General features: G+C 71.1%; 19 protein-coding genes. 17 read left to right on the forward strand and 2 right to left on the reverse strand.

Translation table 11 applies throughout. The features are described 5' to 3' along the window. The first annotated feature begins 33 nt into the window (after nucleotides 1-33). Together thrS and I3F54_RS21070 are read left to right on the forward strand one after the other, a co-directional pair. Nucleotides 34-2,010: a threonine--tRNA ligase gene (thrS, locus tag I3F54_RS21065; protein WP_240120381.1), complete on the forward strand. Its 1,977-nt coding sequence runs from the start codon at nucleotides 34-36 to the stop codon at nucleotides 2,008-2,010. 201 nt (nucleotides 2,011-2,211) lie between these two features. Beyond that, the gene (locus I3F54_RS21070; RefSeq protein ID WP_240120382.1) at nucleotides 2,212-2,772 is read left to right on the forward strand and encodes an HIT domain-containing protein; all 561 of its coding nucleotides are present in this window, start codon (nucleotides 2,212-2,214) and stop codon (nucleotides 2,770-2,772) included. Nucleotides 2,773-3,013: 241 nt separating this feature from the next. On the opposite strand, the gene I3F54_RS21075 is transcribed toward I3F54_RS21070, so the two are convergent. Continuing rightward, the gene (locus tag I3F54_RS21075; protein WP_240120383.1) at nucleotides 3,014-4,675 is read right to left on the reverse strand and encodes a hypothetical protein; all 1,662 of its coding nucleotides are present in this window, start codon (nucleotides 4,673-4,675) and stop codon (nucleotides 3,014-3,016) included. Nucleotides 4,676-4,858: 183 nt separating this feature from the next. Continuing rightward, nucleotides 4,859-7,057 (reverse strand): elongation factor G-like protein EF-G2, encoded by a 2,199-nt coding sequence (locus tag I3F54_RS21080; protein ID WP_240120384.1) that lies wholly within the window; start codon nucleotides 7,055-7,057, stop codon nucleotides 4,859-4,861. Between the two features lie 245 nt (nucleotides 7,058-7,302). Here I3F54_RS21080 and pgsA point away from each other — a divergent pair, with 245 nt between their 5' ends. From pgsA to I3F54_RS21155, 15 genes are all read left to right on the forward strand, one after another. Then, nucleotides 7,303-8,037: a phosphatidylinositol phosphate synthase gene (pgsA, locus tag I3F54_RS21085; RefSeq protein ID WP_240120402.1), complete on the forward strand. Its 735-nt coding sequence runs from the start codon at nucleotides 7,303-7,305 to the stop codon at nucleotides 8,035-8,037. Then, on the forward strand, nucleotides 8,034-8,945 hold the full coding sequence (locus tag I3F54_RS21090; protein WP_240120385.1) for a phosphatidylinositol mannoside acyltransferase: 912 nt from the start codon (nucleotides 8,034-8,036) through the stop codon (nucleotides 8,943-8,945). The genes pgsA and I3F54_RS21090 overlap by 4 nt, the downstream gene beginning before the upstream one ends. Then, entirely contained in the window at nucleotides 8,942-10,117 is a 1,176-nt protein-coding gene (locus tag I3F54_RS21095; protein ID WP_240120386.1) for a glycosyltransferase family 4 protein, read from the forward strand. The genes I3F54_RS21090 and I3F54_RS21095 overlap by 4 nt, the downstream gene beginning before the upstream one ends. A 115-nt stretch (nucleotides 10,118-10,232) precedes the next feature. Next, the gene (locus tag I3F54_RS21100; protein WP_240120387.1) at nucleotides 10,233-10,775 is read left to right on the forward strand and encodes a hypothetical protein; all 543 of its coding nucleotides are present in this window, start codon (nucleotides 10,233-10,235) and stop codon (nucleotides 10,773-10,775) included. Between the two features lie 185 nt (nucleotides 10,776-10,960). Then, nucleotides 10,961-11,809, forward strand: coding sequence for a pyridoxal 5'-phosphate synthase lyase subunit PdxS (gene pdxS / locus I3F54_RS21105; RefSeq protein WP_234367582.1), 849 nt, complete (start codon nucleotides 10,961-10,963; stop codon nucleotides 11,807-11,809). 17 nt (nucleotides 11,810-11,826) lie between these two features. Next, on the forward strand, nucleotides 11,827-12,432 hold the full coding sequence (pdxT, locus tag I3F54_RS21110; protein ID WP_240120388.1) for a pyridoxal 5'-phosphate synthase glutaminase subunit PdxT: 606 nt from the start codon (nucleotides 11,827-11,829) through the stop codon (nucleotides 12,430-12,432). Between the two features lie 49 nt (nucleotides 12,433-12,481). Beyond that, nucleotides 12,482-13,234, forward strand: coding sequence for a YebC/PmpR family DNA-binding transcriptional regulator (locus tag I3F54_RS21115; RefSeq protein WP_240120389.1), 753 nt, complete (start codon nucleotides 12,482-12,484; stop codon nucleotides 13,232-13,234). A 204-nt stretch (nucleotides 13,235-13,438) separates the two neighbouring features. After that, entirely contained in the window at nucleotides 13,439-13,978 is a 540-nt protein-coding gene (ruvC, locus tag I3F54_RS21120) for a crossover junction endodeoxyribonuclease RuvC (RefSeq protein WP_240120390.1), read from the forward strand. Continuing rightward, nucleotides 13,975-14,580 carry a Holliday junction branch migration protein RuvA gene (gene ruvA / locus I3F54_RS21125; protein WP_240120391.1) on the forward strand — a complete coding sequence of 202 codons (606 nt, stop codon included), beginning with the start codon at nucleotides 13,975-13,977 and terminating at the stop codon, nucleotides 14,578-14,580. The genes ruvC and ruvA overlap by 4 nt, the downstream gene beginning before the upstream one ends. Before the next feature lie 27 nt (nucleotides 14,581-14,607). Further along, on the forward strand, nucleotides 14,608-15,693 hold the full coding sequence (ruvB, locus tag I3F54_RS21130) for a Holliday junction branch migration DNA helicase RuvB (protein ID WP_240120392.1): 1,086 nt from the start codon (nucleotides 14,608-14,610) through the stop codon (nucleotides 15,691-15,693). 189 nt (nucleotides 15,694-15,882) lie between these two features. Beyond that, nucleotides 15,883-16,368: a preprotein translocase subunit YajC gene (gene yajC / locus I3F54_RS21135; RefSeq protein ID WP_240120403.1), complete on the forward strand. Its 486-nt coding sequence runs from the start codon at nucleotides 15,883-15,885 to the stop codon at nucleotides 16,366-16,368. A 129-nt stretch (nucleotides 16,369-16,497) separates the two neighbouring features. Continuing rightward, on the forward strand, nucleotides 16,498-18,306 hold the full coding sequence (gene secD, locus I3F54_RS21140; RefSeq protein WP_240120393.1) for a protein translocase subunit SecD: 1,809 nt from the start codon (nucleotides 16,498-16,500) through the stop codon (nucleotides 18,304-18,306). A gap of 2 nt (nucleotides 18,307-18,308) precedes the next feature. Continuing rightward, nucleotides 18,309-19,412 (forward strand): protein translocase subunit SecF, encoded by a 1,104-nt coding sequence (gene secF / locus I3F54_RS21145; RefSeq protein WP_240120394.1) that lies wholly within the window; start codon nucleotides 18,309-18,311, stop codon nucleotides 19,410-19,412. Next, nucleotides 19,409-19,948 (forward strand): adenine phosphoribosyltransferase, encoded by a 540-nt coding sequence (locus I3F54_RS21150; RefSeq protein ID WP_240120395.1) that lies wholly within the window; start codon nucleotides 19,409-19,411, stop codon nucleotides 19,946-19,948. Before secF ends, I3F54_RS21150 begins: the two co-directional genes overlap by 4 nt. 171 nt (nucleotides 19,949-20,119) lie before the next feature. Further along, complete coding sequence (locus I3F54_RS21155; RefSeq protein ID WP_240120396.1) at nucleotides 20,120-22,648, forward strand: bifunctional (p)ppGpp synthetase/guanosine-3',5'-bis(diphosphate) 3'-pyrophosphohydrolase; 2,529 nt, start codon at nucleotides 20,120-20,122, stop codon at nucleotides 22,646-22,648. Nucleotides 22,649-23,105 lie beyond the last annotated feature (457 nt).

The raw sequence follows: 23,105 nt of genomic DNA on the forward strand, positions 1-23,105 counted from the left end.
GCGCCGCACCCCGCCTTCAGTCAGGAGAGACCGGTGTCAGACGTCCGTGTGATCATCCAACGCGATTCCGAGCGGGAAGAGCGCGTGGTGACGACGGGCACTACGGCTGCCGACGTCTTCGCCGGTGAGCGCTCGATCGTCGCCGCCCGCGTGGGCGGCGAGCTGAAGGACCTCACCCACCAGCTGTCCGACGGTGACGAGGTCGAGGGCGTCGAGATCTCCTCCGAGGACGGCCTGAACATCCTGCGGCACTCCACCGCGCACGTGCTGGCCCAGGCCGTGCAGGAGATCTTCCCCGAGGCCAGGCTGGGCATCGGCCCGCCGGTCAAGGACGGTTTCTACTACGACTTCGACGTCGAGAAGCCGTTCACGCCCGAGGACCTCAAGGCCGTCGAGAAGAAGATGCAGGAGATCCAGAAGCGCGGCCAGCGCTTCGCGCGCCGCGTCGTGACCGACGAGCAGGCGCGCGAGGAACTCGCGGACGAGCCGTACAAGCTGGAGCTGATCGGCCTCAAGGGCTCCGCGTCCTCCGACGACGGAGCGGACGTCGAGGTCGGTGCCGGCGAGCTGACGATCTACGACAACCTGGACGCCAAGACCGGCGAGCTGTGCTGGAAGGACCTCTGCCGCGGCCCGCACCTGCCCACCACCCGGCTGATCCCGGCGTTCAAGCTGATGCGCAACGCGGCCGCCTACTGGCGCGGCAGCGAGAAGAACCCGATGCTCCAGCGCATCTACGGCACCGCCTGGCCGTCCAAGGACGAGCTGAAGCAGTACCTGGACTTCCTCGCCGAGGCCGAGAAGCGCGACCACCGCAAGCTCGGCAGCGAGCTGGACCTGTTCTCCATCCCGGAGCAGATCGGCTCCGGCCTCGCCGTCTTCCACCCCAAGGGCGGCATCATCCGCCGGGTCATGGAGGACTACTCGCGGCGTCGCCACGAGGAGGAGGGCTACGAGTTCGTCTACACCCCGCACGCGACGAAGGGGAAGCTCTTCGAGACCTCGGGCCACCTGGACTGGTACGCCGACGGCATGTACCCGCCCATGCAGCTCGACGAGGGCGTGGACTACTACCTCAAGCCCATGAACTGCCCGATGCACAACCTGATCTTCGACGCGCGCGGCCGCTCCTACCGTGAACTGCCGCTGCGCCTGTTCGAGTTCGGGACCGTGTACCGGTACGAGAAGTCGGGCGTCGTGCACGGCCTGACCCGCGCCCGCGGATTCACCCAGGACGACGCGCACATCTACTGCACCCGCGAGCAGATGTCGGAGGAACTCGACAAGACGCTCACCTTCGTCCTCGGCCTGCTGCGGGACTACGGTCTGACCGACTTCTACCTGGAGCTGTCCACCAAGGACCCGGAGAAGTTCGTCGGCTCCGACGAGGCCTGGGAGGAGGCCACCGAGACCCTCCGCCAGGTCGCCGAGAAGCAGGGGCTGCCGCTGGTGCCCGACCCGGGCGGCGCCGCCTTCTACGGTCCGAAGATCTCCGTCCAGGCCAAGGACGCCATCGGCCGCACCTGGCAGATGTCGACCATCCAGCTCGACTTCAACCTGCCGGAGCGCTTCGACCTGGAGTACACCTCCGCGGACGGCTCCAAGCAGCGCCCGGTCATGATCCACCGCGCGCTCTTCGGCTCCATCGAGCGGTTCTTCGCGGTGCTCCTGGAGCACTACGCGGGCGCCTTCCCGGCCTGGCTGGCCCCCGTGCAGGCGATCGGCATCCCGATCGGCGACGCGCACGTGGAGTACCTGCAGCAGTTCGCCGCGGAGGCGAAGCGCAAGGGGCTTCGGGTGGAGGTGGACTCCTCGTCCGACCGTATGCAGAAGAAGATCAGGACCGCGCAGAAGCAGAAGGTCCCCTTCATGATCATCGTGGGTGACGACGACATGAACGCGGGCACGGTCTCGTTCCGCTACCGCGACGGCTCGCAGGAGAACGGCATCCCCCGCGCCGAGGCGCTGGCGAAGCTCCTCGACGTGGTGGAGCGCCGCGTCCAGGTCTAGGGGGTGCCGGGAAAGTCCCGCACAGCGTCCACGGCGCCCGGCACGCGCTCTCGCCGCACCGGCCGTAAGCCCGAGTACAGCCGGTGCGGGGAAGCCCCGCACCGGCTCGCCGGACCCGTCAAATCGCCGGGTCCCCGCGTGTGCCGGAAGGGCTCCCGGGGGATCCCGGGGGCCTTTCCCCTCGGCCCTCGCCGACGCCATATGCTGCACGTCATGACGAATGAGCCGGAACAGCAGTGGGGAGTGGGAACGCCCGACGCGTTCCAGCGCTTGTGGACGCCTCACCGGATGGCCTACATCCAGGGCGAGGGCAAGCCGACCGGACCGGGCGCCGACGAAGGCTGTCCCTTCTGCTCCATCCCGGCCAGGTCCGACGAGGACGGGCTGATCGTCCGGCGTGGTGAGCACGTGTACGCGGTGCTCAACCTCTACCCCTACAACGGCGGCCACCTCATGTCGGTGCCCTACCGTCACGTAGCCGACTACACCGACCTCACGGACGAGGAGACCGCCGAGCTGGCCGACATGACCAAGCAGGCCATGACCGCCCTGCGCGCGGCCTCCGGTGCCCACGGCTTCAACATCGGCATGAACCAGGGCAGCGTGGCGGGCGCCGGCATCGCGGCCCACCTGCACCAGCACGTCGTGCCCCGCTGGGGCGGGGACACCAACTTCCTGCCGGTGATCGGCCACACGAGGGTGCTGCCTCAGTTGCTGGCCGACACCCGCAAGATGCTCGCCGAGGCGTGGCCGGGGGCCTGACCCGCGGGCCGGGCCCGGCCCGCGCCGCGCCGGGGGTCGGGGGCGGGGCCGACGGGGTCCGGGGAGCGGCCCACCGGGACGGTCGCCCGGACCCGCCCCGGCGGGCCGGACGCCCGCCCCCGGCGGACCGGTCGGGAGCGGGTGCCCGCACCGCGCGGCGAAGCACGAACCCGCCCGAAGCGACCCACACGCCTTGTGCGGGAGCAGGCGGGAATCCCGAGCCTTTGGGCCCGGGAGGATGTCAGGCGTCGTACACGTCGGCCTTGCGCGGCGACGGGTCCTGCACCGCTGTGCTGAGGGCCGCCGACCGCGCCCCGAACTTCTCCGTGTCGACCCCGTTCTCCTGTAGCACCTTGATCGCCGCGGAGTGCACGACCCTCAGCACCGGCGTGGCCGCCCGCAGCGCGTCGTCGGCCATGAACCGGTGGCGCCAGGGCTGATCGGCCCAGGCGTGCCGCAGCCCGAACGGCTCCGGCAGGGCGATCGTGCCGCCCAGCCAGTTCAGCAGCGGCGGATACCAGGTCAGCGGCGCCCGGACGGCGAGCCGTACCACCTCGTCGGTGGTGACCAGCGGCAGCTTCACCGTGCGGGTCTCCCACGGCTTGAACGACTTGGTCACCTGCTTGCTGGGTGCCTCGGGCTTGCTGGTGAACAGGGAGTTCACCGGGCCCAGGGCGTGTCCGGTGACCTCGATGCGCAGCGTCTCGTGCAGAACCGTCACCGTGATCAGCATGGTGATGACCAGCTGGCCGTCCCACAGCGTCCACTGCACCCCCAGGTAGTGCCGGTCGCCCGCCCCGAACTGCTGCTTGTTGCAGATCTCCTGGACGGCGTGCGGCTTGACCTGGTAGGCCTCGACGTCCGTGCCCTCGGGCCGGGAGACCGCCCCGGCGTTCTCCCCGATGGGCGAGACGATCCAGTGCCGTATGGACGGGGTGGGGAAGCCACCGGTGTTCAGTGGCCCGCGCTCCAGCATGCGCAGCTGGTCGTGGATGGCCCGGACGACGTCCCAGCTGCGGAAGGGGTGGATCTCCCGCACGGCGTCGGCCGGCACCAGGTTCTCGGCGAGCTGCCAGACCCCCCAGCGGGTGCCCATGCCGAGGATGCCCTTCGGGCCGGCGTAGAAGACGGAGTTCGACTGCTGTTCGGCGCTGAGCCGGGCCAGGGACTGGCGCAGTTCCTCGGCCGCCGTCTCGCGTGGGCCGGTCGGCACCGCCTCGGGTATCTTCGCGCCCACGCTGCTGCCCGACAGCAGGCCGTCCCAGCGCTCCCGGAGGTCCCGGGCGGTGCGCTCGCAGATCCGCCGCGCCCAGTACCAGCCGATGACCGGCATGACCACGCACGCGCGTGCGTACCAGGCCCAGAATCCGGTGAAGGGCATCCTGACGAAGAAGACCACGGCGAGCACGGCGACGCCGACCAGCAGGGTGGTGCCGAGGGCGGAGGCCCGCCGGTCCTCCCGCTTGGCGACGCTGCTGCGGATCTGGAAGACGAGCAGCCAGACCAGCAGCCCCGGCAGGAAGAGCAGCCCGCACACCACCATGATCGTGCTGAGTCGGTTGTCACGGTCCCGCCGGATGTTGTTGGCCGCCAGGCAGTGCTCGACGACCGCCTGCGGTTCGGTGCCGAAGGACTGGACGAGCGGCTTGCGGCCACCGCCCAGCATGCGGTTCACCACCGCGTGGGAGAACGCCTCGCCCAGGTTGGGCCGGAAGACCGTGGCCCATGACCGGCCCGCTTTCACCGCCGTCTGGTGCCACTCGTTGTCGGCCTTCTTGATGTCCTCCACCGGGCTGTCCCGGTAGGCCGCCGAGGCCAGCGCGAAGGTCGCCGTCTGGCCCTCGTCGCCGGTGCGTGGCACCTGTGGTCCGAAGACGTCCGCGTAACCGCTCTCCACGGTCACATCCCACCCCCGATCGCCGCACGGTCGCTTCTGCGGCCTTCCCGACTTCCGTCCTGCGCACACCTGTTGATCAGGTCATCAGCGTATCCGCATGCGGCAGCGGACGGCCGGCGGACGGCCGAAGACGCCCGCCGACGCGGAACGAGCGCCCCGCGCACGCCGCTTGGGTGCGCCGGGCGTCGACTACGAGGCCTCGCGCGCCTGTTCGCGTACCCGCTCGGCGACCTGCACGGGCATCGGTTCGTGCCGGGCGTAGCGGCGGCTGAAGCGCGCCGTGCCGTGCGACAGCGACCGCAGATCGACCGTGTAGCGACCGATCTCGATCTCCGGCACCTCGGCGCGCACCAGGGTGCGTCCCCCGGCCGTCTGCTCGGTGCCCAGCACCCGGCCGCGCCGCCCGGACAGGTCACTCATCACGGCACCCACGTACGCGTCGCCGACGAGTACGCTCACCTCGGCGACCGGCTCCAGCAGGTGGATGCGCGCGTCGGCGGAGGCCTCCCGCAACGCGAGCGCGCCGGCGGTCTGGAAGGCGGCGTCGGAGGAGTCCACGGAGTGCGCCTTGCCGTCCAGCAGGGTGATGCGGACGTCGATGAGCGGATACCCGGCGGCGACCCCCTTGGCGGCCTGCGCCCGCACCCCCTTCTCGACCGACGGGATGAACTGCCGGGGCACCGCTCCGCCGACCACCTTGTCGACGAACTCGATGCCCGAGCCGCCGGGCAGCGGCTCCACCTCGATCTCGCAGATCGCGTACTGGCCGTGCCCGCCGGACTGCTTCACATGCCGCCCGCGGCCCGCCGACCTCGTCGCGAACGTCTCCCGGAGGGACACCCGGTGCGGGACGACGTCGACCTGGACGCCGTAGCGCGTGCGCAGCCGTTCCAGAGCGACGTCCGCGTGCGCCTCGCCCAGGCACCACAGGACCACCTGATGGGTGTCCTGGTTCTGCTCCAGTCGCATGGTCGGGTCCTCCGCGACCAGCCGGGCCAGCCCCTGGGAGAGCTTGTCCTCGTCGGGCTTGCTGTGCGCCTGGATCGCGAGCGGCAGGAGCGGGTCGGGCATCTGCCACGGCTCCACCAGCAGAGGGTCGTTCCTGGCCGACAGCGTGTCCCCGGTCTCGGCGCGGCCGAGCTTCGCCACGCACACCAGATCTCCGGCGACCGCGTGCGTCACCGGCCGCTGCTGCTTGCCGAACGGCGTGGACAGCGCGCCGACGCGCTCGTCGACGTCGTGGTCCTCGTGCCCGCGGTCCGTCATGCCGTGCCCGGAGACGTGGACGGTGTCGTCAGGGCGCAGGGTGCCGGAGAAGACACGGATCAGGGACAGCCGGCCCACGTAGGGGTCGGAGGAGGTGCGCACGACCTCCGCGACCAGCGGTCCGCCCGGGTCGCACGGCTCCAGCTCGCGCGGCTTGCCGTCGATCGTGGTCACCGCGGGGGTGGGGTGCTCGAACGGGGTCGGGAAGCCGCCGGTGACCAGTTCCAGGAGCTCCACCGTGCCCAGGCCCTGGCGGGCGCCCTCGGCCGCGGGGGCGGCGGCCAGGACGGGGAAGAAGGAGCCGCGTGCCACGGCCCGCTCCAGGTCGTCCACCAGCGTCTCGACGTCGACCTGCTCGCCGCCGAGGTAGCGGTCCATGAGGGTCTCGTCCTCGCTCTCCGCGATGATCCCCTCGATGAGCCGGTTGCGGGCCTCGTCGATGAGCGGCAACTGGTCCCCGCCCGGCTCGGACTCCTTGCGCTCCCCGGTCGAGTAGTCGAACAGCTTCTGCGACAGCAGGCCGATCAGCCCGGTCACCGGCGCGTGCCCGTCCGGGCCCTGCGGCCCGTGCAGCGGCAGGTAGAGCGGCAGCACCGCATCGGGGTCGTCGCCGCCGAAGGCCTCCGCGCAGATCCGCGTCATCTCCTCGAAGTCCGCCCGGGCGGACTCCAGGTGCGTCACGACGATCGCCCGGGGCATGCCGACGGCCGCGCACTCGTCCCAGACCATGCGGGTGGAGCCGTCCACGCCGTCGGAGGCCGAGACGACGAAAAGGGCCGCGTCCGCCGCGCGCAGACCGGCCCGCAGTTCCCCGACGAAGTCGGCGTATCCGGGGGTGTCCAACAGGTTGATCTTGATGCCGTTCCACTCGACGGGCACCAGGGACAGCTGCACGGAGCGCTGCTGCCGGTGCTCGATCTCGTCGTAGTCGGAGACGGTGCCGCCGTCCTCCACGCGGCCCGCCCGGTTCACCGCGCCCGCCGTCAGCGCGAGCGCCTCCACCAGCGTCGTCTTGCCCGATCCGGAGTGGCCGACCAGCACCACATTCCGTACGGACTGCGGATGGTCGGCCGCCGTTGCCCTGCCGGCGGCCCCGGGGTGGGTGTGTGCCTTGTCGCCCATGATCCTGCCTCCCGTGCACGGTGAGGTCACTGTGGGCGCGGACACGCGGAACCCTCCACGGGAGGGGGCAGCCCCGTCCGGGCGGCTCCGGCGACGCCCGCGTTCTTCGAGCTTTCCACTCCCGTCACGGTGCGTCCATACGACGGACGCGATCGCGCCGCCTGGAGGGCGCCCGCCTGCCATCCGCCGGATCCGGCCCCCGGGAGCGGGTGCCCGCCCCTCGTCCGGACGCGCGCGTGACTACGATGGGCCAGCCGGTGGCCAGCAGGGGCCGCTCGGCCACACCGACCCTCGGGAAGGCCATGCTGAACAAGTACGCGCGTGCATTCTTCACGCGTGTTCTCACACCGTTCGCCGCGTTTCTCATCCGGCGGGGCGTCAGCCCCGACACGGTGACGCTCATCGGCACCGCGGGCGTGGTCGCGGGCGCGCTGGTCTTCTACCCCAGGGGCGAGTTCTTCTGGGGCACGGTCGTGATCACGCTGTTCGTCTTCTCCGACCTGGTCGACGGCAACATGGCGCGCCAGCTGGGCCGGTCCAGCCGCTGGGGCGCCTTCCTGGACTCCACCCTCGACCGGGTCGCCGACAGCGCGATCTTCGGCGGCTTCGCGCTCTGGTACGCGGGCGGCGGGGACGACAACGTCCTGTGCGCGGTGTCGATCTTCTGCCTGGCCAGCGGCCAGGTGGTGTCGTACACCAAGGCCCGCGGCGAGTCGATCGGGCTGCCGGTGGCCGTCAACGGGCTCGTCGAGCGCGCCGAGCGTCTGGTGATCTCCCTGGTCGCCGCCGGGTTCGCGGGACTGCACAAGTTCGGGGTGCCGGGCATCCAGTACCTGCTGCCGGTCGCCCTGTGGATCGTCGCCGTCGGCAGCCTGGTCACGCTGATCCAGCGGGTGGTCACCGTCCGCCGGGAGTCCGCCGAGGCGGAGGCCGCCGCGGCGGCCCAGCCGGAGGACCGGGGCAGGGAGACGGCGACATGAGCGCCCGGGACCGGCTGACCGACGCGCTGTACGGACTCGGCTGGGGCACCGTCAAGAAGCTCCCCGAGCCGGCCGCCGTACGCCTCGGCCGCACCGTCGCCGACCTGGCCTGGAAGCGGCGCGGCAAGGGGGTGCTGCGGTTGGAGCGCAACTACGCGCGCGTGGTGCCCGGCGCGAGCCCCGAGCAGCTCGCGGAGCTGTCCCGCGCGGGCATGCGCTCGTACCTGCGCTACTGGATGGAATCCTTCCGACTCCCGGCCTGGAGCGCCGAGCGGGTCAGGACCGGCTTCGACCCCAAGGACGTCCACCACCTCACCGACGGGCTGGCCGCCGGAAACGGGGTCATCCTGGCCCTGCCGCACCTGGCCAACTGGGACCTCGCCGGGGCCTGGGTCACCACCGCCCTGGAGACGCCCTTCACCACCGTCGCCGAGCGCCTGAAGCCCGAGACCCTCTACGACCGCTTCGTCGCCTACCGCGAGGGCCTCGGCATGGAGGTCCTTCCGCACAGCGGCGGCACCGCCTTCGGGACGCTGGCCCGCCGCCTGCGTGACGGCGGGCTGGTCTGCCTGGTCTCCGACCGCGACCTGTCCGCCTCCGGCGTCGAGGTCGAGTTCTTCGGCGAGACCGCCCGCATGCCCGCCGGACCCGCCCTGCTCGCCCAGCAGACCGGGGCGCTGCTGCTGCCGGTCACGCTCTGGTACGACGACTCCCCGGTCCTGCAGGGCCGGGTCCACCCCCCGATCGAGGTACCCGCGTCAGGCACCCGGGCCCAGAAGACGTCTGTCATGACACAGGCGCTGGCCGACGCCTTCGCCACGGGGATCGCGGACCATCCGGAGGACTGGCACATGCTCCAGCGGCTGTGGCTGAAGGACCTCGACCCGGCGAAGGGGCCCCTCTCGTGAGGATCGGCATCGTCTGCCCCTACTCCTGGGACGTGCCGGGCGGCGTCCAGTTCCACATCCGCGACCTCGCGGAGTACTTCATCCGGCTGGGACACGAGGTGTCCGTCCTCGCCCCCGCCGACGACGACACACCCCTGCCGCCGTACGTCGTCTCGGCCGGCCGCGCGGTTCCGGTGCCGTACAACGGCTCGGTGGCCCGGCTGAACTTCGGCTTCCTCAGCGCCGCGCGGGTCCGCCGCTGGCTGCACGACGGCGCGTTCGACGTCGTCCACATCCACGAGCCGACCTCGCCGTCGCTGGGCCTGCTGACCTGCTGGGCGGCGCAGGGGCCGATGGTCGCCACCTTCCACACCTCCAACCCGCGCTCCAAGGCGATGATCGCCGCCTACGCCATCCTCCAGGCCGCCCTGGAGAAGATCAGCGCCCGGATCGCGGTGAGCGAGTACGCCCGCCGCACCCTGGTCGAGCACCTCGGCGGGGACGCCGTCGTCATCCCCAACGGCGTCGACGTCGACTTCTTCGCCAAGGCCGAGCCCCGCCCCGAGTGGCAGGGCGACACCATCGGCTTCATCGGCCGCATCGACGAGCCCCGCAAGGGCTTGCCGGTGCTCATGAGGGCCCTGCCGAAGATCCTCGCCGCCCGCCCCCGGACCCGCCTGCTGGTGGCCGGACGCGGCGACGAGAAGGAGGCCGTCGCCGGCCTGCCCGGGGAACTGCGCTCGCACGTGGAGTTCCTCGGGATGATCAGTGACGAGGACAAGGCCCGCTTCCTGCGCAGCCTGGACCTGTACGTCGCGCCCAACACCGGCGGCGAGAGCTTCGGCATCATCCTGGTCGAGGCCATGTCGGCGGGCGCCCCCGTCCTCGCCTCCGACCTCGACGCCTTCGCCCAGGTCCTGGACGGGGGCGCGGCCGGCGAGCTGTTCGCCAACGAGGACTCCGACGCCCTCGCGGAGGCGGCCGTACGCCTGCTGGACGACCCGGCGCGCCGAGCCGAACTGCGCCGGCACGGCAGCACGCACGTCCGGCGCTTCGACTGGTCCACCGTCGGCGCGGACATCCTGTCGGTCTACGAGACGGTGACGGCGGGTTCGGCGGCCGTCGCCGCGGACGACCGGGCGGAGGGCGGCGGCAGCGGGCTGCGGGCCCGGCTACGCCTGGCGCGCGACTGACGGGGCGGCTCGGGAACCGCCGGAACGGTGGGCGGCTGCCCCGGGAGCGGCAGCGCCACCGTGAGCCCGACCGCAGCGCCGTCGGGTCACCCGGTGGGGCGTAATCTTGCGGCCCGTGACCGCAACCCTGATCTGGATCCTCGTCGCCCTCGTCGCCGTCGGCCTCTACCTGAGCTGGACGGCGGGCCGCCTGGACCGGCTGCACGCCCGGATCGACGCCGCCCGCGCCGCACTCGACGCCCAGCTGCTGCGCCGCGCCTCCGTGGCCCAGGAACTGGCCACCTCCGGTGTCCTGGACCCGGCGGCCTCGATCGTGCTGTACGAGGCCGCGCACGGTGCACGGCAGGCGGAGGAGGAGCAGCGCGAGGTCGCCGAGAGCGAGCTCAGCCAGGCCCTGCGCGCGGTGTTCGCCGAACGCGAGCAGGTGGACGCGGTCCGCGGGGCGCCCGGGGGCGAGGAGGCGGCCCGCGAGCTGACCGAGGCGGTCCGCCGGGTCCCGATGGCCCGCCGCTTCCACAACGACGCGGTCGGCGCGGCCCGCCGCCTGCGCGAGCACCGCAAGGTCCGCTGGTTCCGCCTGGCCGGGCACGCGCCCTTCCCGATGGCCTTCGAGATGGACGACGAGCCTCCGGCCGCCCTGGCCGACCGCTCCGCCTGACGGTTCGCCCGCGGGAAGCGAGGAGCGGGCCAAAACGATCCACCGGCTTGCCATTGGCCCTTGCTGTGGCCTGGTCCCTTCGCGTTTCCTCGACCTGCAAACTCTCTTCCCTTCAGTGAGGTCAACCCGTGTCGATCACCGAGAACCAGGCTCCCGAGACCGGCACCGCGCGCGTGAAGCGCGGTATGGCGGAGCAGCTCAAGGGCGGCGTGATCATGGACGTCGTCACGCCGGAGCAGGCGAAGATCGCCGAGGATGCGGGCGCCGTCGCCGTCATGGCCCTGGAGCGGGTCCCTGCCGACATCCGCAAGGACGGCGGCGTGGCCCGGATGTCCGACCCGGACATGATCGAGGGCATCATCGACGCCGTGTCGATCCCGGTCATGGCCAAGTCCCGCATCGGCCACTTCGTCGAGGCCCAGGTCCTGCAGTCGCTCGGCGTCGACTACATCGACGAGTCCGAGGTCCTCACCCCGGCCGACGAGGTCAACCACTCCGACAAGTGGGCGTTCACCACCCCGTTCGTCTGCGGTGCTACCAACCTCGGTGAGGCCCTGCGCCGCATCGCCGAGGGCGCCGCGATGATCCGCTCCAAGGGCGAGGCCGGTACCGGCAACGTCGTCGAGGCCGTCCGCCACCTGCGCCAGATCAAGAACGAGATCGCCAAGCTGCGCGGCTTCGACAACCACGAGCTGTACGCCGCCGCCAAGGAGCTGCGCGCCCCGTACGAGCTGGTCAAGGAGGTCGCCGAGCTCGGCAAGCTGCCGGTCGTGCTGTTCTCCGCCGGCGGTGTGGCCACTCCGGCCGACGCGGCCCTGATGCGCCAGCTCGGTGCCGAGGGAGTCTTCGTGGGCTCCGGCATCTTCAAGTCCGGCGACCCGGCCAAGCGCGCCGCGGCCATCGTGAAGGCCACCACCTTCTACGACGACCCGAAGATCATCGCGGACGCGTCCCGCAACCTCGGCGAGGCCATGGTCGGCATCAACTGCGACACGCTCCCCGAGGCCGAGCGCTACGCCAACCGCGGCTGGTAAGCGACCCTCACACACTCATGAATACTCCGGTCATTGGCGTCCTGGCCCTCCAGGGCGACGTACGGGAGCACCTCACCGCCCTGGCCACGGCCGACGCCGTGGCCAGGGCGGTGAGGCGCCCCGAAGAGCTCGCCGAGGTCGACGGCCTCGTCCTCCCCGGCGGCGAGTCCACCACCATCTCGAAGCTGGCCGTCCTGTTCGGGCTGATGGAACCCCTCCGAGCGCGCGTACGCGGCGGCATGCCCGTCTACGGCACCTGCGCCGGCATGATCATGCTCGCCGACAAGATCCTCGACCCGCGTTCGGGCCAGGAGACCATCGGCGGCATCGACATGATCGTGCGCCGCAACGCCTTCGGACGGCAGAACGAGTCCTTCGAGGCCGCCGTCGACGTCCGGGGCGTTCCGGGCGATCCTGTGGAGGGCGTCTTCATCCGCGCGCCGTGGGTGGAGTCCGTCGGCGCCGGGGCCGAGGTGCTCGCCGAGCACGACGGCCACATCGTCGCCGTCCGTCAGGGCAACGCGCTGGCCACGTCGTTCCACCCGGAACTGACCGGCGACCACCGCGTGCACTCCCTGTTCGTCGACATGGTGCGCGCCGATCGGGCAGCCGAGTCCTTGTAGGATCTCTGGAGTTCGTTGCAGAGATGGGTTACGCGAAGGAGACAGGCAGATGTCCGGCCACTCTAAATGGGCCACGACGAAGCACAAGAAGGCCGTCATCGATGCCAAGCGCGGCAAGCTCTTCGCGAAGCTGATCAAGAACATCGAGGTCGCGGCGCGCATGGGCGGCATCGACCTCGACGGCAACCCGACGCTGTACGACGCCGTCCAGAAGGCCAAGAAGCAGTCGGTCCCGAACAAGAACATCGACTCCGCGATCAAGCGCGGCGGCGGTCTCGAGGCCGGCGGCGCCGACTACGAGACGATCATGTACGAGGGCTACGGCCCCAACGGCGTCGCGGTGCTCGTCGAGTGCCTCACCGACAACCGCAACCGTGCCGCCTCCGAGGTCCGCGTCGCCATGACCCGCAACGGCGGGTCCATGGCCGACCCGGGTTCGGTGTCGTACCTGTTCAACCGAAAGGGCGTCGTCATCGTCCCGAAGGGCGGACTGGCCGAGGACGACGTGCTCGGCGCGGTCCTGGACGCGGGTGCCGAGGAGGTCAACGACCTCGGCGAGTCCTTCGAGGTCCTCAGCGAGGCCACCGACCTGGTCGCGGTCCGCACCGCGCTCCAGGAGGCCGGCATCGACTACGACTCCGCCGAGGCCAACTTCGTCCCGACCATGCAGGTCGAGCTGGACGAGGAGGGCGCGAAGAAGATCTTCAAGCTGATCGACGCGCTCGAGGACAGCGACGACGTGCAGAACGTCTTCGCCAACTTCGACGTCAGCGACGAGATCATGGAGAAGGCCGGCGCGTAGGCCGCCGCGCGGGCCTCGCCTCCGCGGGCCGACGGGACACCTGTCGGCGCCGACTCCAACGGGCCGACGGGACATCCACCCGGCGCAGCTCCGACGGGCCGACGGGACATCCCGTCGGCCCGTCGCGTTGACTGGCGTGGGTGCGGGGCGTTGTCGGTGGCACCCGATAGCCTGCACGAACAGGCAGTCGAAGGGAGGGGCGCGGTGCGCGTACTGGGGGTGGACCCCGGGCTGACCCGGTGCGGGATCGGCGTCGTCGAGGGAACCGCGGGGCGTCCGCTCACCCTGCTCGGCGTCGGAGTCGTCCGCACCCCCGCGGACGACGACCTCGGCCACCGCCTCCTCGCCGTCGAGCAGGGCATCGAGCGGTGGCTGGACGAGCACCGGCCCGAACACATGGCGGTGGAGCGCGTCTTCAGCCAGCACAACGTCCGCACCGTGATGGGCACCGCCCAGGCCAGCGCTGTCGCCATGCTCTGTGCCGCGCGCCGCGGCATCCCCGTCGCCCTGCACACCCCCAGCGAGGTCAAGGCCGCCGTGACCGGCAGCGGACGCGCCGACAAGGCGCAGGTCGGCGCCATGGTCACACGGCTCCTCCGGCTCGACGCGCCCCCGAGGCCGGCCGATGCCGCCGACGCGCTCGCCCTCGCCATCTGCCACATCTGGCGCGCCCCCGCCCAGAACCGACTCCAGCAGGCGGTCGCCCAGCACGCCGCCCCCGCAACGAAAGGCCGGACGGCATGATCGCCTTCGTCAGCGGCACGGTCGCCGCGCTCGCCCCCGACGCCGCGGTCGTCGAGGTCGGCGGTGTCGGCATGGCAGTCCAGTGCACTCCGGACACGCTGTCCACGCTGCGGATCGGCCGGTCCGCCAAGCTGCACACCTCGCTCGTGGTCCGCGAGGACTCCCTCACGCTGTACGGCTTCGCCGACGACGACGCCCGGCAGGTCTTCGAACTGCTGCAGACCGCGAGCGGTGTCGGCCCGCGACTGGCGCAGGCCATGCTCGCCGTGCACGCGCCGGACGCGCTGCGCCGGGCCGTCGCCACCGGCGACGAGAAGGCCCTCACCGCCGTCCCCGGGATCGGCAGGAAGGGTGCCCAGAAGCTGCTGCTGGAGCTGAAGGACCGGCTCGGCGAACCCGTCGGCGGCCCCGTCGTCGGCGCACCGGTCACGCAGGGCTGGCGCGACCAGCTGCACGCCGCACTGATCGGCCTCGGCTACGCCACCCGCGAGGCCGACGAGGCGGTCGCCGCCGTGGCGCCGCAGGCCGAGGCGGCCGGAGCCGCGCCTCAGGTCGGATCGCTGCTGAAGGCCGCCCTGCAGACCCTGAACCGTGCCCGCTGACCTGCGCCACCCGCGAGGAGAACCTCAGTGAACTGGGACGACACGACCGACGCCGCCCCTTCCGCAGGGCCCGCCGGCCCCGCCGCGGAGCGGCTGGTGGACTCGGTCGCCGACCGGGAGGACCAGGCCGTCGAGGCCGCTCTGCGGCCCAAGGACCTGGGTGACTTCATCGGTCAGGAGAAGGTCCGCGAGCAGCTCGACCTCGTGCTGCGCGCCGCCCGCGCCCGCGGTGCCACCGCCGACCACGTACTGCTCTCCGGTGCCCCCGGCCTCGGCAAGACCACCCTCTCCATGATCATCGCCGCCGAGATGGGAGCCCCGATCCGCATCACCTCCGGCCCCGCCATCCAGCACGCCGGCGACCTCGCGGCGATCCTGTCCTCCCTCCAGGAGGGCGAGGTCCTCTTCCTCGACGAGATCCACCGCATGTCGCGGCCCGCCGAGGAGATGCTCTACATGGCCATGGAGGACTTCCGTGTCGACGTCATCGTCGGCAAGGGCCCGGGCGCCACCGCCATCCCGCTGGAGCTGCCCCCGTTCACACTGGTCGGCGCCACCACCCGGGCAGGCCTGCTGCCGCCCCCGCTGCGCGACCGCTTCGGCTTCACCGCGCACATGGAGTTCTACGGACCCGCCGAGCTGGAGCGTGTCGTCCACCGCTCGGCGCACCTCCTCGACGTCGGGATCGAGTCGGACGGCGCCGCCGAGATCGCCGGCCGCTCCCGCGGCACGCCCCGCATCGCCAACCGCCTGCTGCGCCGCGTGCGCGACTACGCCCAGGTCAAGGCCGACGGAGTGGTCACCCGCGAGATCGCCGCGGCGGCCCTGGCCATCTACGAGGTGGACCCCCGCGGCCTCGACCGTCTGGACCGGGCGGTGCTGGAGGCGCTGCTGAAGCTGTTCGGAGGCGGTCCCGTGGGGCTGTCCACGCTCGCGGTCGCCGTGGGGGAGGAGCGTGAGACCGTCGAGGAGGTCGCCGAACCCTTCCTCGTCCGGGAGGGCCTGCTGGCCCGCACCCCCCGCGGCCGCGTCGCCACTCCCGCGGCGTGGGCCCATCTCGGCCTCACCCCGCCCGGAACGGGAATCGGACAAGGGGACCTGTTCGGGGCGTGACGGCTTTGTGACCTGGATGTCATTGGCCGGGTCAGGAACCCAGGTGCCATGCTGAGCGTTGTTCCTTGCGCGCGGACTCGCTTAGACTCCGCCGATGCCGCCCTCGCCGGCGGTACACATACCCCCATCCACCAGGCCGCTGTTCGCCGCGGTCGTGCGAAGGAATTCCGTCCCGTGAATAACATCGGCATGCTCCTCCCGTTCATCGTGCTCATCGGGGCCATGTTCCTCATGACCCGCTCGGCCAAGCGCAAGCAGCAGCAGGCCCAGCAGATGCGCAATGAGATGCAGCCCGGCAGCGGTATCCGCACCATCGGGGGCATGTACGCGACGGTCAAGGAGGTCAACGAGGACACGGTCCTCGTCGACGCCGGCCCCGGCGTCGAGCTCCTCTTCGCCAAGAACGCGATCGGCGCCGTTCTCACCGACGACGAGTACAACCGCATCGTCCACGGCATCGAGCACGACCTGAAGTCCGACACCGACGTCGTCCCGGACGACGCCTCCTCCCTCACCGGGGCCGACGAGCCCGCCGACGCTGCCGCCGCCTCCGATGCCCCGGCCGTCGACCTCGGCAAGGAGGACGAGGCCGAGAAGCCGTCCGACGACACCGAGGCCAAGGCCACGGCGGACGCCGAGCCGAAGAAGACCGACGGCGGCTCCGAGGCGAAGTAGTCACGTGTCGCGGTACGCGGGCCGGTCCCGCGCACCGCGACACGTGCGCTTCTCGCAGGGGGTCCCCACACACGTCATGGCCGCCCGCGCCAGCGCGGCGCGAGGCGGCCCGAGAGGGAGTACGAGAAGGTGGCAGCACCCAAAAAGGGCCGGAGCGCGAGCGCCCAGAGCAAGCCCTGGCGCTCGCTGGCCCTGATCCTGATCGCCATCGCGGCGCTCACCGGAGGCATGTTCGCCTCCGGTGACACCACCCCGCGACTCGGCATCGACCTTGCCGGCGGCACGAGCATCACGCTCAAAGCGGTGAACGAGCCCGGCAAGCCGAACGCGATCAACAAGGCGAACATGAAGACCGCCGTCGGTATCATCGAGCGGCGTGTCAACGGCCTCGGCGTCTCGGAAGCGGAGGTGCAGACCCAGGGGAACGAGAACATCGTCGTCAACATCCCCCGGGGCACCAACGAGAAGCAGGCCCGTGACCAGGTCGGAACCACGGCCAAGCTCTTCTTCCGGCCCGTGATCACCGGCCAGCCGGCTCCCGCGCAGAAGTCCGCCAGCCCGTCGTCCTCCCCGTCGTCCCCGGGTGGGACCGGCTCCGGCAAGTCCACCGAGCCCAGCGCCCCGGCCACCTCGACCGCCTCGTCGCCGGCCGGCTCCACCAGCCCGAGTCCCTCGGAGACCAAGCAGGGCCGCTCCCTGTCGGGCGGTCTGCTGGCAGCGGACGACAAGGCGTCGTCCTCCCCGTCCCCCTCCACCAGCGGCTCCTCCTCGCCGAGCCCGTCCACCTCCGCCCCGGCACCGAGCACCACGGACGCCTCGGCCGGCCTGGAGGCACAACTGGCGGCCCTGGACTGCTCCACCCCCGAGGCCCGCGCCGCCGCGAGCGAGAAGGCCAGGGCGGCCAAGGAGACCGACAGCATCGTCGCCTGCGATCCCCGGGCCCAGTACAAGTACGCGCTCGGCCCGGTCGCGGTGAAGGGCGAGCGGATCAAGTCGGCCGACGCGGTCTTCGACACCCAGGCGGCCCAGGGCTGGATCGTCCAGATGGACTTCGACGGCACCGGCGCCAAGCAGTTCGCCGACGTCACCGGCGAGCTGGCCGCCAAGGCCCCGCCGCAGAACCAGTTCGCCATCGTCCTCGACGGTGAGATCGCGTCCGCCCCGTCCCTGAGCGGAGCGATCACCGGCGGCAGCGCCCAGATCACCGGAGGGTTCACCGAGCAGACCGCTCGCGACCTGGCCAACATGCTGTCGTACGGCGCGCTCCCGCTCTCCTTCCAGGAGCAGAGCGTGACCACCGTGACCGCCGCCCTCGGTGGTGAGCAGCTGCGCGCCGGCCTGATCGCCGGCGCCATCGGTCTCGCCCTGGTGATCATCTACCTGGTCACCTACTACCGGGGTCTCTCCTTCATCGCGATCTTCTCGCTGCTCGTCTCCGCGATCCTCACCTACGTGATCATGTCGCTGCTCGGCCCGGCGATCGGCTTCGCCCTGAACCTGCCGGCGGTGTGCGGTGCCATCGTCGCGATCGGTATCACAGCGGACTCGTTCATCGTCTACTTCGAACGCATCCGCGACGAGATCCGCGAGGGCCGTACGCTGCGCCCCGCCGTCGAGCGGGCGTGGCCACGGGCCAGGCGCACCATCCTGGTCTCCGACTTCGTGTCGTTCCTCGCCGCCGCGGTGCTGTTCATCGTCACCGTCGGCAAGGTCCAGGGCTTCGCGTTCACGCTGGGTCTGACCACCGTCCTCGACGTCGTGGTGGTCTTCCTCTTCACCAAGCCGCTCATGACCATCCTCGCCCGCCGGAAGTTCTTCGCGGACGGCCACAAGTGGTCCGGCCTCGACCCGAAGAGCCTGGGTGCCAAGCCGCCGCTGCGCCGCACCCGCCGTCCCGCCGGTCCCGTCGCCGGCCCTGCCGAGACGAAGGAGGCGTGAGCATGTCGAAACTCGGCAGCATCGGCGCTCGACTGCACCGCGGTGAGATCAGCTACGACTTCGTCGGCCACCGCAAGATCTGGTACGGCGTCTCCATCCTGATCACCATCACGGCCATCCTCGGCCTGGCGGTGCGCGGGCTGAACATGGGGATCGACTTCGAGGGCGGCGCCGTCTTCGTCACCCCGAAGACCAGCGTCTCCGTCGCCCAGGCGGAGGAGTACGCGCGGGACGCGGCCGGCCACGAGGTGGTCGTGCAGAAGCTCGGTACGGGCGGTCTGCGCGTCCAGATCGCGGGCATGGACACGGCCCAGTCCGACGAGGTCAAGCGTGAACTCGCCCAGGACCTCAAGCTCGACCCGGAGAAGATCAACGCCGACCTCGTCGGTCCCAGCTGGGGCGAGCAGATCGCCAACAAGGCCTGGCAGGGCCTGGCGATCTTCATGATCCTCGTGGTGATCTACCTGGCGATCGCCTTCGAGTGGCGCATGGCCGTCGCGGCACTCGTCGCCCTGATCCACGACATCACCATCACCGCCGGCATCTACGCCCTCGTCGGATTCGAGGTCACGCCCGGCACGGTGATCGGCCTGCTCACGATCCTCGGTTACTCGCTGTACGACACGGTCGTCGTCTTCGACTCCCTCAAGGAGCAGACGAAGGACATCACCAAGCAGACCAGGTCCACCTACAGCGAGATCGCCAACCGTTCGATCAACGGCACCCTGGTCCGCTCCATCAACACCACGGTCGTCGCGCTGCTGCCGGTCGCCGGTCTGCTGTTCATCGGCGGCGGCTTCCTCGGCGCCGGAACCCTCAACGACATCTCGCTCTCGCTGTTCGTCGGCCTCGCGGCCGGTGCCTACTCCTCGATCTTCATCGCCACGCCGCTCGTCGCCGACCTCAAGGAGCGCGAGCCGCAGATGAAGGCCCTCAGGAAGCGGGTCCTGGCCAAGCGCGCCCAGGCCGCCGCCGCGGAGGAGACGGCCGGGGCCCGGGCCGCGGCCGGTGGGCCCGAGGACGCCGCCCCGGCGGTCGTCGGGCCGCGCAACCAGCCCACCTCCCGCGGCCGCGGCCGGGGCCGACCCTCGGGGAAGCGCCCGTGACCGACATCGAGGAGCTGCTGCTCAGCCGCATCCGCGATGTGGCCGACTACCCGGAACCGGGGGTGATGTTCAAGGACATCACCCCGCTCCTGGCCGACCCGGCGGCGTTCACCGCGCTCACCGACGCGTTCGCGGAGATCGCCGAGCGCACCGCCGCCACCAAGATCGTCGGCCTGGAGGCGCGTGGGTTCATCCTCGGCGCTCCGGTGGCCGTCCGCGCCGGACTCGGCTTCGTCCCCGTCCGCAAGGCGGGCAAGCTTCCGGGAGCCACCCTCAGCCAGGCGTACGACCTGGAGTACGGCTCGGCGGAGATCGAGGTCCACGCCGAGGACCTGTGCTCCGGCGATCGCGTGCTCGTGGTCGACGACGTCCTGGCCACCGGCGGCACCGCGGAGGCGTCCATCCAGCTCGTCCAGCGCGCGGGCGCCGAGGTCGCCGGCGTCGCCGTGCTGATGGAGCTGGGTTTCCTCGCCGGCCGCGGCCGGCTGGAGACGGCTCTGCGCGGAGCGCCGCTGGAGTCGCTGCTCACGGTCTGAGAGGCGTGCGACGCCCCTGGGGCGGGCCCGGAGGAATCCGGCGCCCGCCCCAGGCGTTTCTCCGGTAGACGGCCCTCACATCGGCCTGAAGGCGATCCTGGAGCCCAGGATCGCTACGATGGGGACTCCGGAGCCTGACCGGGGCACCCGGATCGCGCACGAGGAGCCCTCTTGCCAGACGAGGCCCAGCACCTGACCGCCGCCAAGCCCGAGTCCGCCTCGGCAGCCGCGGCCAAGCCCGCGCCGAGCGCGCCGCACGCGAAGAACGACACCCGCGGGCCGATCGAGCATGCCCAGTCCGCGCCCGTCGAGCGGCCCGCGGAGCAGGCGCGTCCCAAGCCGGCCCCGCCCCAGAGCCCCACCCCGGCGGTCCGCCCCAACGTCGGCCAGCCGGCCCGCAGCGGCTCCTCCAACCGGGTCCGCGCCCGCCTCGCGCGGCTCGGTGTGCAGCGCGCGAACCCCTACAACCCGGTGCTCGAACCGCTGCTGCGGATAGTGCGCAGCAACGACCCCAAGATCGAGACGGCGACGCTCCGGCAGATCGAGCGCGCCTACCAGGTCGCCGAGCGCTGGCACCGCGGCCAGAAGCGCAAGAGCGGCGACCCCTACATCACCCACCCCCTCGCGGTGACGACGATCCTCGCCGAGCTGGGGATGGATCCGGCCACGCTTATGGCGGGGCTGCTGCACGACACCGTGGAGGACACCGAGTACGGCCTGGAGGACCTGCGCCGTGATTTCGGCGACGTCGTCACCCTCCTCGTCGACGGCGTCACCAAGCTGGACAAGGTCAAGTTCGGTGAGGCGGCCCAGGCCGAGACCGTGCGCAAGATGGTCGTCGCCATGGCCAAGGACCCGCGCGTCCTGGTCATCAAGCTCGCCGACCGCCTGCACAACATGCGCACCATGCGCTACCTCAAGCGCGAGAAGCAGGAGCAGAAGGCGCGCGAGACCCTGGAGATCTACGCGCCGCTCGCCCACCGCCTGGGCATGAACACCATCAAGTGGGAACTGGAGGACCTCGCCTTCGCGATCCTCTACCCCAAGATGTACGACGAGATCGTGCGGCTGGTCGCCGAGCGCGCCCCCAAGCGGGACGAGTACCTGGCCAAGGTGATCGACGAGGTCCAGTCGGACCTGCGGGGCGCCCGCATCCGGGCCACCGTCACCGGCCGCCCGAAGCACTACTACAGCGTCTACCAGAAGATGATCGTCCGCGGCCGTGACTTCGCGGAGATCTACGACCTGGTGGGCATCCGCGTCCTGGTGGACACGGTCAGGGACTGCTACGCCGCTCTCGGCACCGTGCACGCGCGATGGAACCCGGTCCCCGGCCGGTTCAAGGACTACATCGCGATGCCCAAGTTCAACATGTACCAGTCGCTGCACACGACGGTCATCGGCCCCAGCGGCAAGCCGGTCGAGCTGCAGATCCGCACCTTCGACATGCACCGCCGCGCCGAGTACGGCATCGCCGCGCACTGGAAGTACAAGCAGGACGCCGTCGCCGGAGCCTCCAAGGTGCGCACCGACGCGCCCCGCTCTTCCGGCAAGGACAAGGACGCCATCAACGACATGGCGTGGCTCCGGCAGCTCCTCGACTGGCAGAAGGAGACCGAGGACCCCGGGGAGTTCCTGGAGTCGCTGCGCTTCGACCTCTCCCGCAACGAGGTCTTCGTCTTCACCCCCAAGGGGGATGTCATAGCGCTGCCGGCGGGCGCCACCCCCGTGGACTTCGCCTACGCCGTCCACACCGAGGTCGGTCATCGCACGATAGGAGCACGGGTCAACGGCCGCCTGGTGCCGCTGGAGTCGACCCTCGACAACGGCGACCTGGTGGAGGTCTTCACCTCCAAGGCGCCCGGCGCCGGTCCGTCGCGGGACTGGCTCGGCTTCGTCAAGTCCCCGCGGGCCCGCAACAAGATCAGAGGATGGTTCTCCAAGGAGCGCCGTGACGAGGCGATCGAGCAGGGCAAGGACGCCATCGTCCGTGCCATGCGCAAGCAGAACCTGCCCATCCAGCGGATCCTGACCGGCGACTCCCTGGTCACGCTCGCGCACGAGATGCGCTACTCGGACATCTCCGCGCTGTACGCGGCGATCGGCGAGGGCCACGTCTCCGCGCAGCACATCGTGCAGAAGCTCGTCCATGCACTCGGCGGCGAGGAGGCGGCCACCGAGGAGATCGACGAGGCGGTCCCGCCGACCCGCACCCGCAGCCGCAAGCGGCGCGGCAGCCAGGACCCCGGCGTCGTCGTCAAGGGCGTCGACGACGTGTGGGTCAAGCTGGCCCGCTGCTGCACTCCGGTTCCCGGCGACCCGATCATCGGCTTCGTCACCCGGGGTAGTGGCGTATCGGTTCACCGCAGCGACTGCGTCAACGTGGAGTCACTGTCCCGGGAGCCCGAGCGCATCCTGGAGGTGGAGTGGGCGCCCACCCAGTCCTCGGTCTTCCTCGTGGCCATACAGGTCGAGGCCCTGGACCGCTCCCGGCTGCTCTCCGACGTCACCCGCGTCCTGTCCGACCAGCACGTCAACATCCTGTCCGCCGCCGTACAGACCTCCCGCGACCGGGTCGCGACCTCCCGCTTCACCTTCGAGATGGGCGATCCCAAGCACCTGGGACACGTCCTGAAGGCCGTACGCGGCGTGGAGGGCGTGTACGACGTCTACCGCGTGACGTCGGCCCGCCGGCCCTAGTTTCCGGGCTGGGGGGTGTTTCGGAGGTCCCGCGCAGCATCCACGGCGCCCGGCACGCACTCTCGCCGCACCGGCCGCAAGCCCGAGTACGTCCGGTACGAGGTCCTTCGTCCGGCACGCCGAGAGCACGCACCGGACACCGCGGGCACCGCACCGGACTCTCGAAACACCCCCTGGGCCCACATCGGGCGATCACTCGTACGAGTGAGAGCGGCGTCCGCCGCACCGGGAGGGACTCACGGGCGGAAGCACCGGACGCCGCTCGCCGTACGGGAGGTCTGCGGGTCCGCGGGCGTCCCGGCGCGGGGAGCGGCCCCGCGCGGCGAGCACGCCGAAGGCCCCCGTACAGCGCGTACGGGGACCTTCGGCGTGGACGGTCGCGGCGAGCGGCTAGGGAGCGTATTGCGTCGTGATCAATCTGCGAGATCTGCCTGCGCGGCAGGGTTTGGACCGGTAG

This window comes from Streptomyces sp. MUM 2J (genome assembly GCF_022414535.1).
Classification (GTDB): Bacteria; Actinomycetota; Actinomycetes; order Streptomycetales; family Streptomycetaceae; genus Streptomyces.

What these genes read in the sequence shown, in the direction of transcription:
- secF (WP_240120394.1), top strand. Translation starts at nt 18,309, where the DNA reads ATGTCGAAACTCGGCAGCATCGGCGCTCGACTGCACCGCGGTGAGATC.
- I3F54_RS21115 (WP_240120389.1), top strand. Translation starts at nt 12,482, where the DNA reads ATGTCCGGCCACTCTAAATGGGCCACGACGAAGCACAAGAAGGCCGTC.
- I3F54_RS21070 (WP_240120382.1), top strand. Translation starts at nt 2,212, where the DNA reads ATGCTGCACGTCATGACGAATGAGCCGGAACAGCAGTGGGGAGTGGGA.
- ruvA (WP_240120391.1), top strand. Translation starts at nt 13,975, where the DNA reads ATGATCGCCTTCGTCAGCGGCACGGTCGCCGCGCTCGCCCCCGACGCC.
- yajC (WP_240120403.1), top strand. Translation starts at nt 15,883, where the DNA reads ATGCTCCTCCCGTTCATCGTGCTCATCGGGGCCATGTTCCTCATGACC.
- pgsA (WP_240120402.1), top strand. Translation starts at nt 7,303, where the DNA reads ATGGGCCAGCCGGTGGCCAGCAGGGGCCGCTCGGCCACACCGACCCTC.
- I3F54_RS21090 (WP_240120385.1), top strand. Translation starts at nt 8,034, where the DNA reads ATGAGCGCCCGGGACCGGCTGACCGACGCGCTGTACGGACTCGGCTGG.
- pdxT (WP_240120388.1), top strand. Translation starts at nt 11,827, where the DNA reads ATGAATACTCCGGTCATTGGCGTCCTGGCCCTCCAGGGCGACGTACGG.
- I3F54_RS21080 (WP_240120384.1), bottom strand. Translation starts at nt 7,057, where the DNA reads ATGGGCGACAAGGCACACACCCACCCCGGGGCCGCCGGCAGGGCAACG.
- pdxS (WP_234367582.1), top strand. Translation starts at nt 10,961, where the DNA reads ATGGCGGAGCAGCTCAAGGGCGGCGTGATCATGGACGTCGTCACGCCG.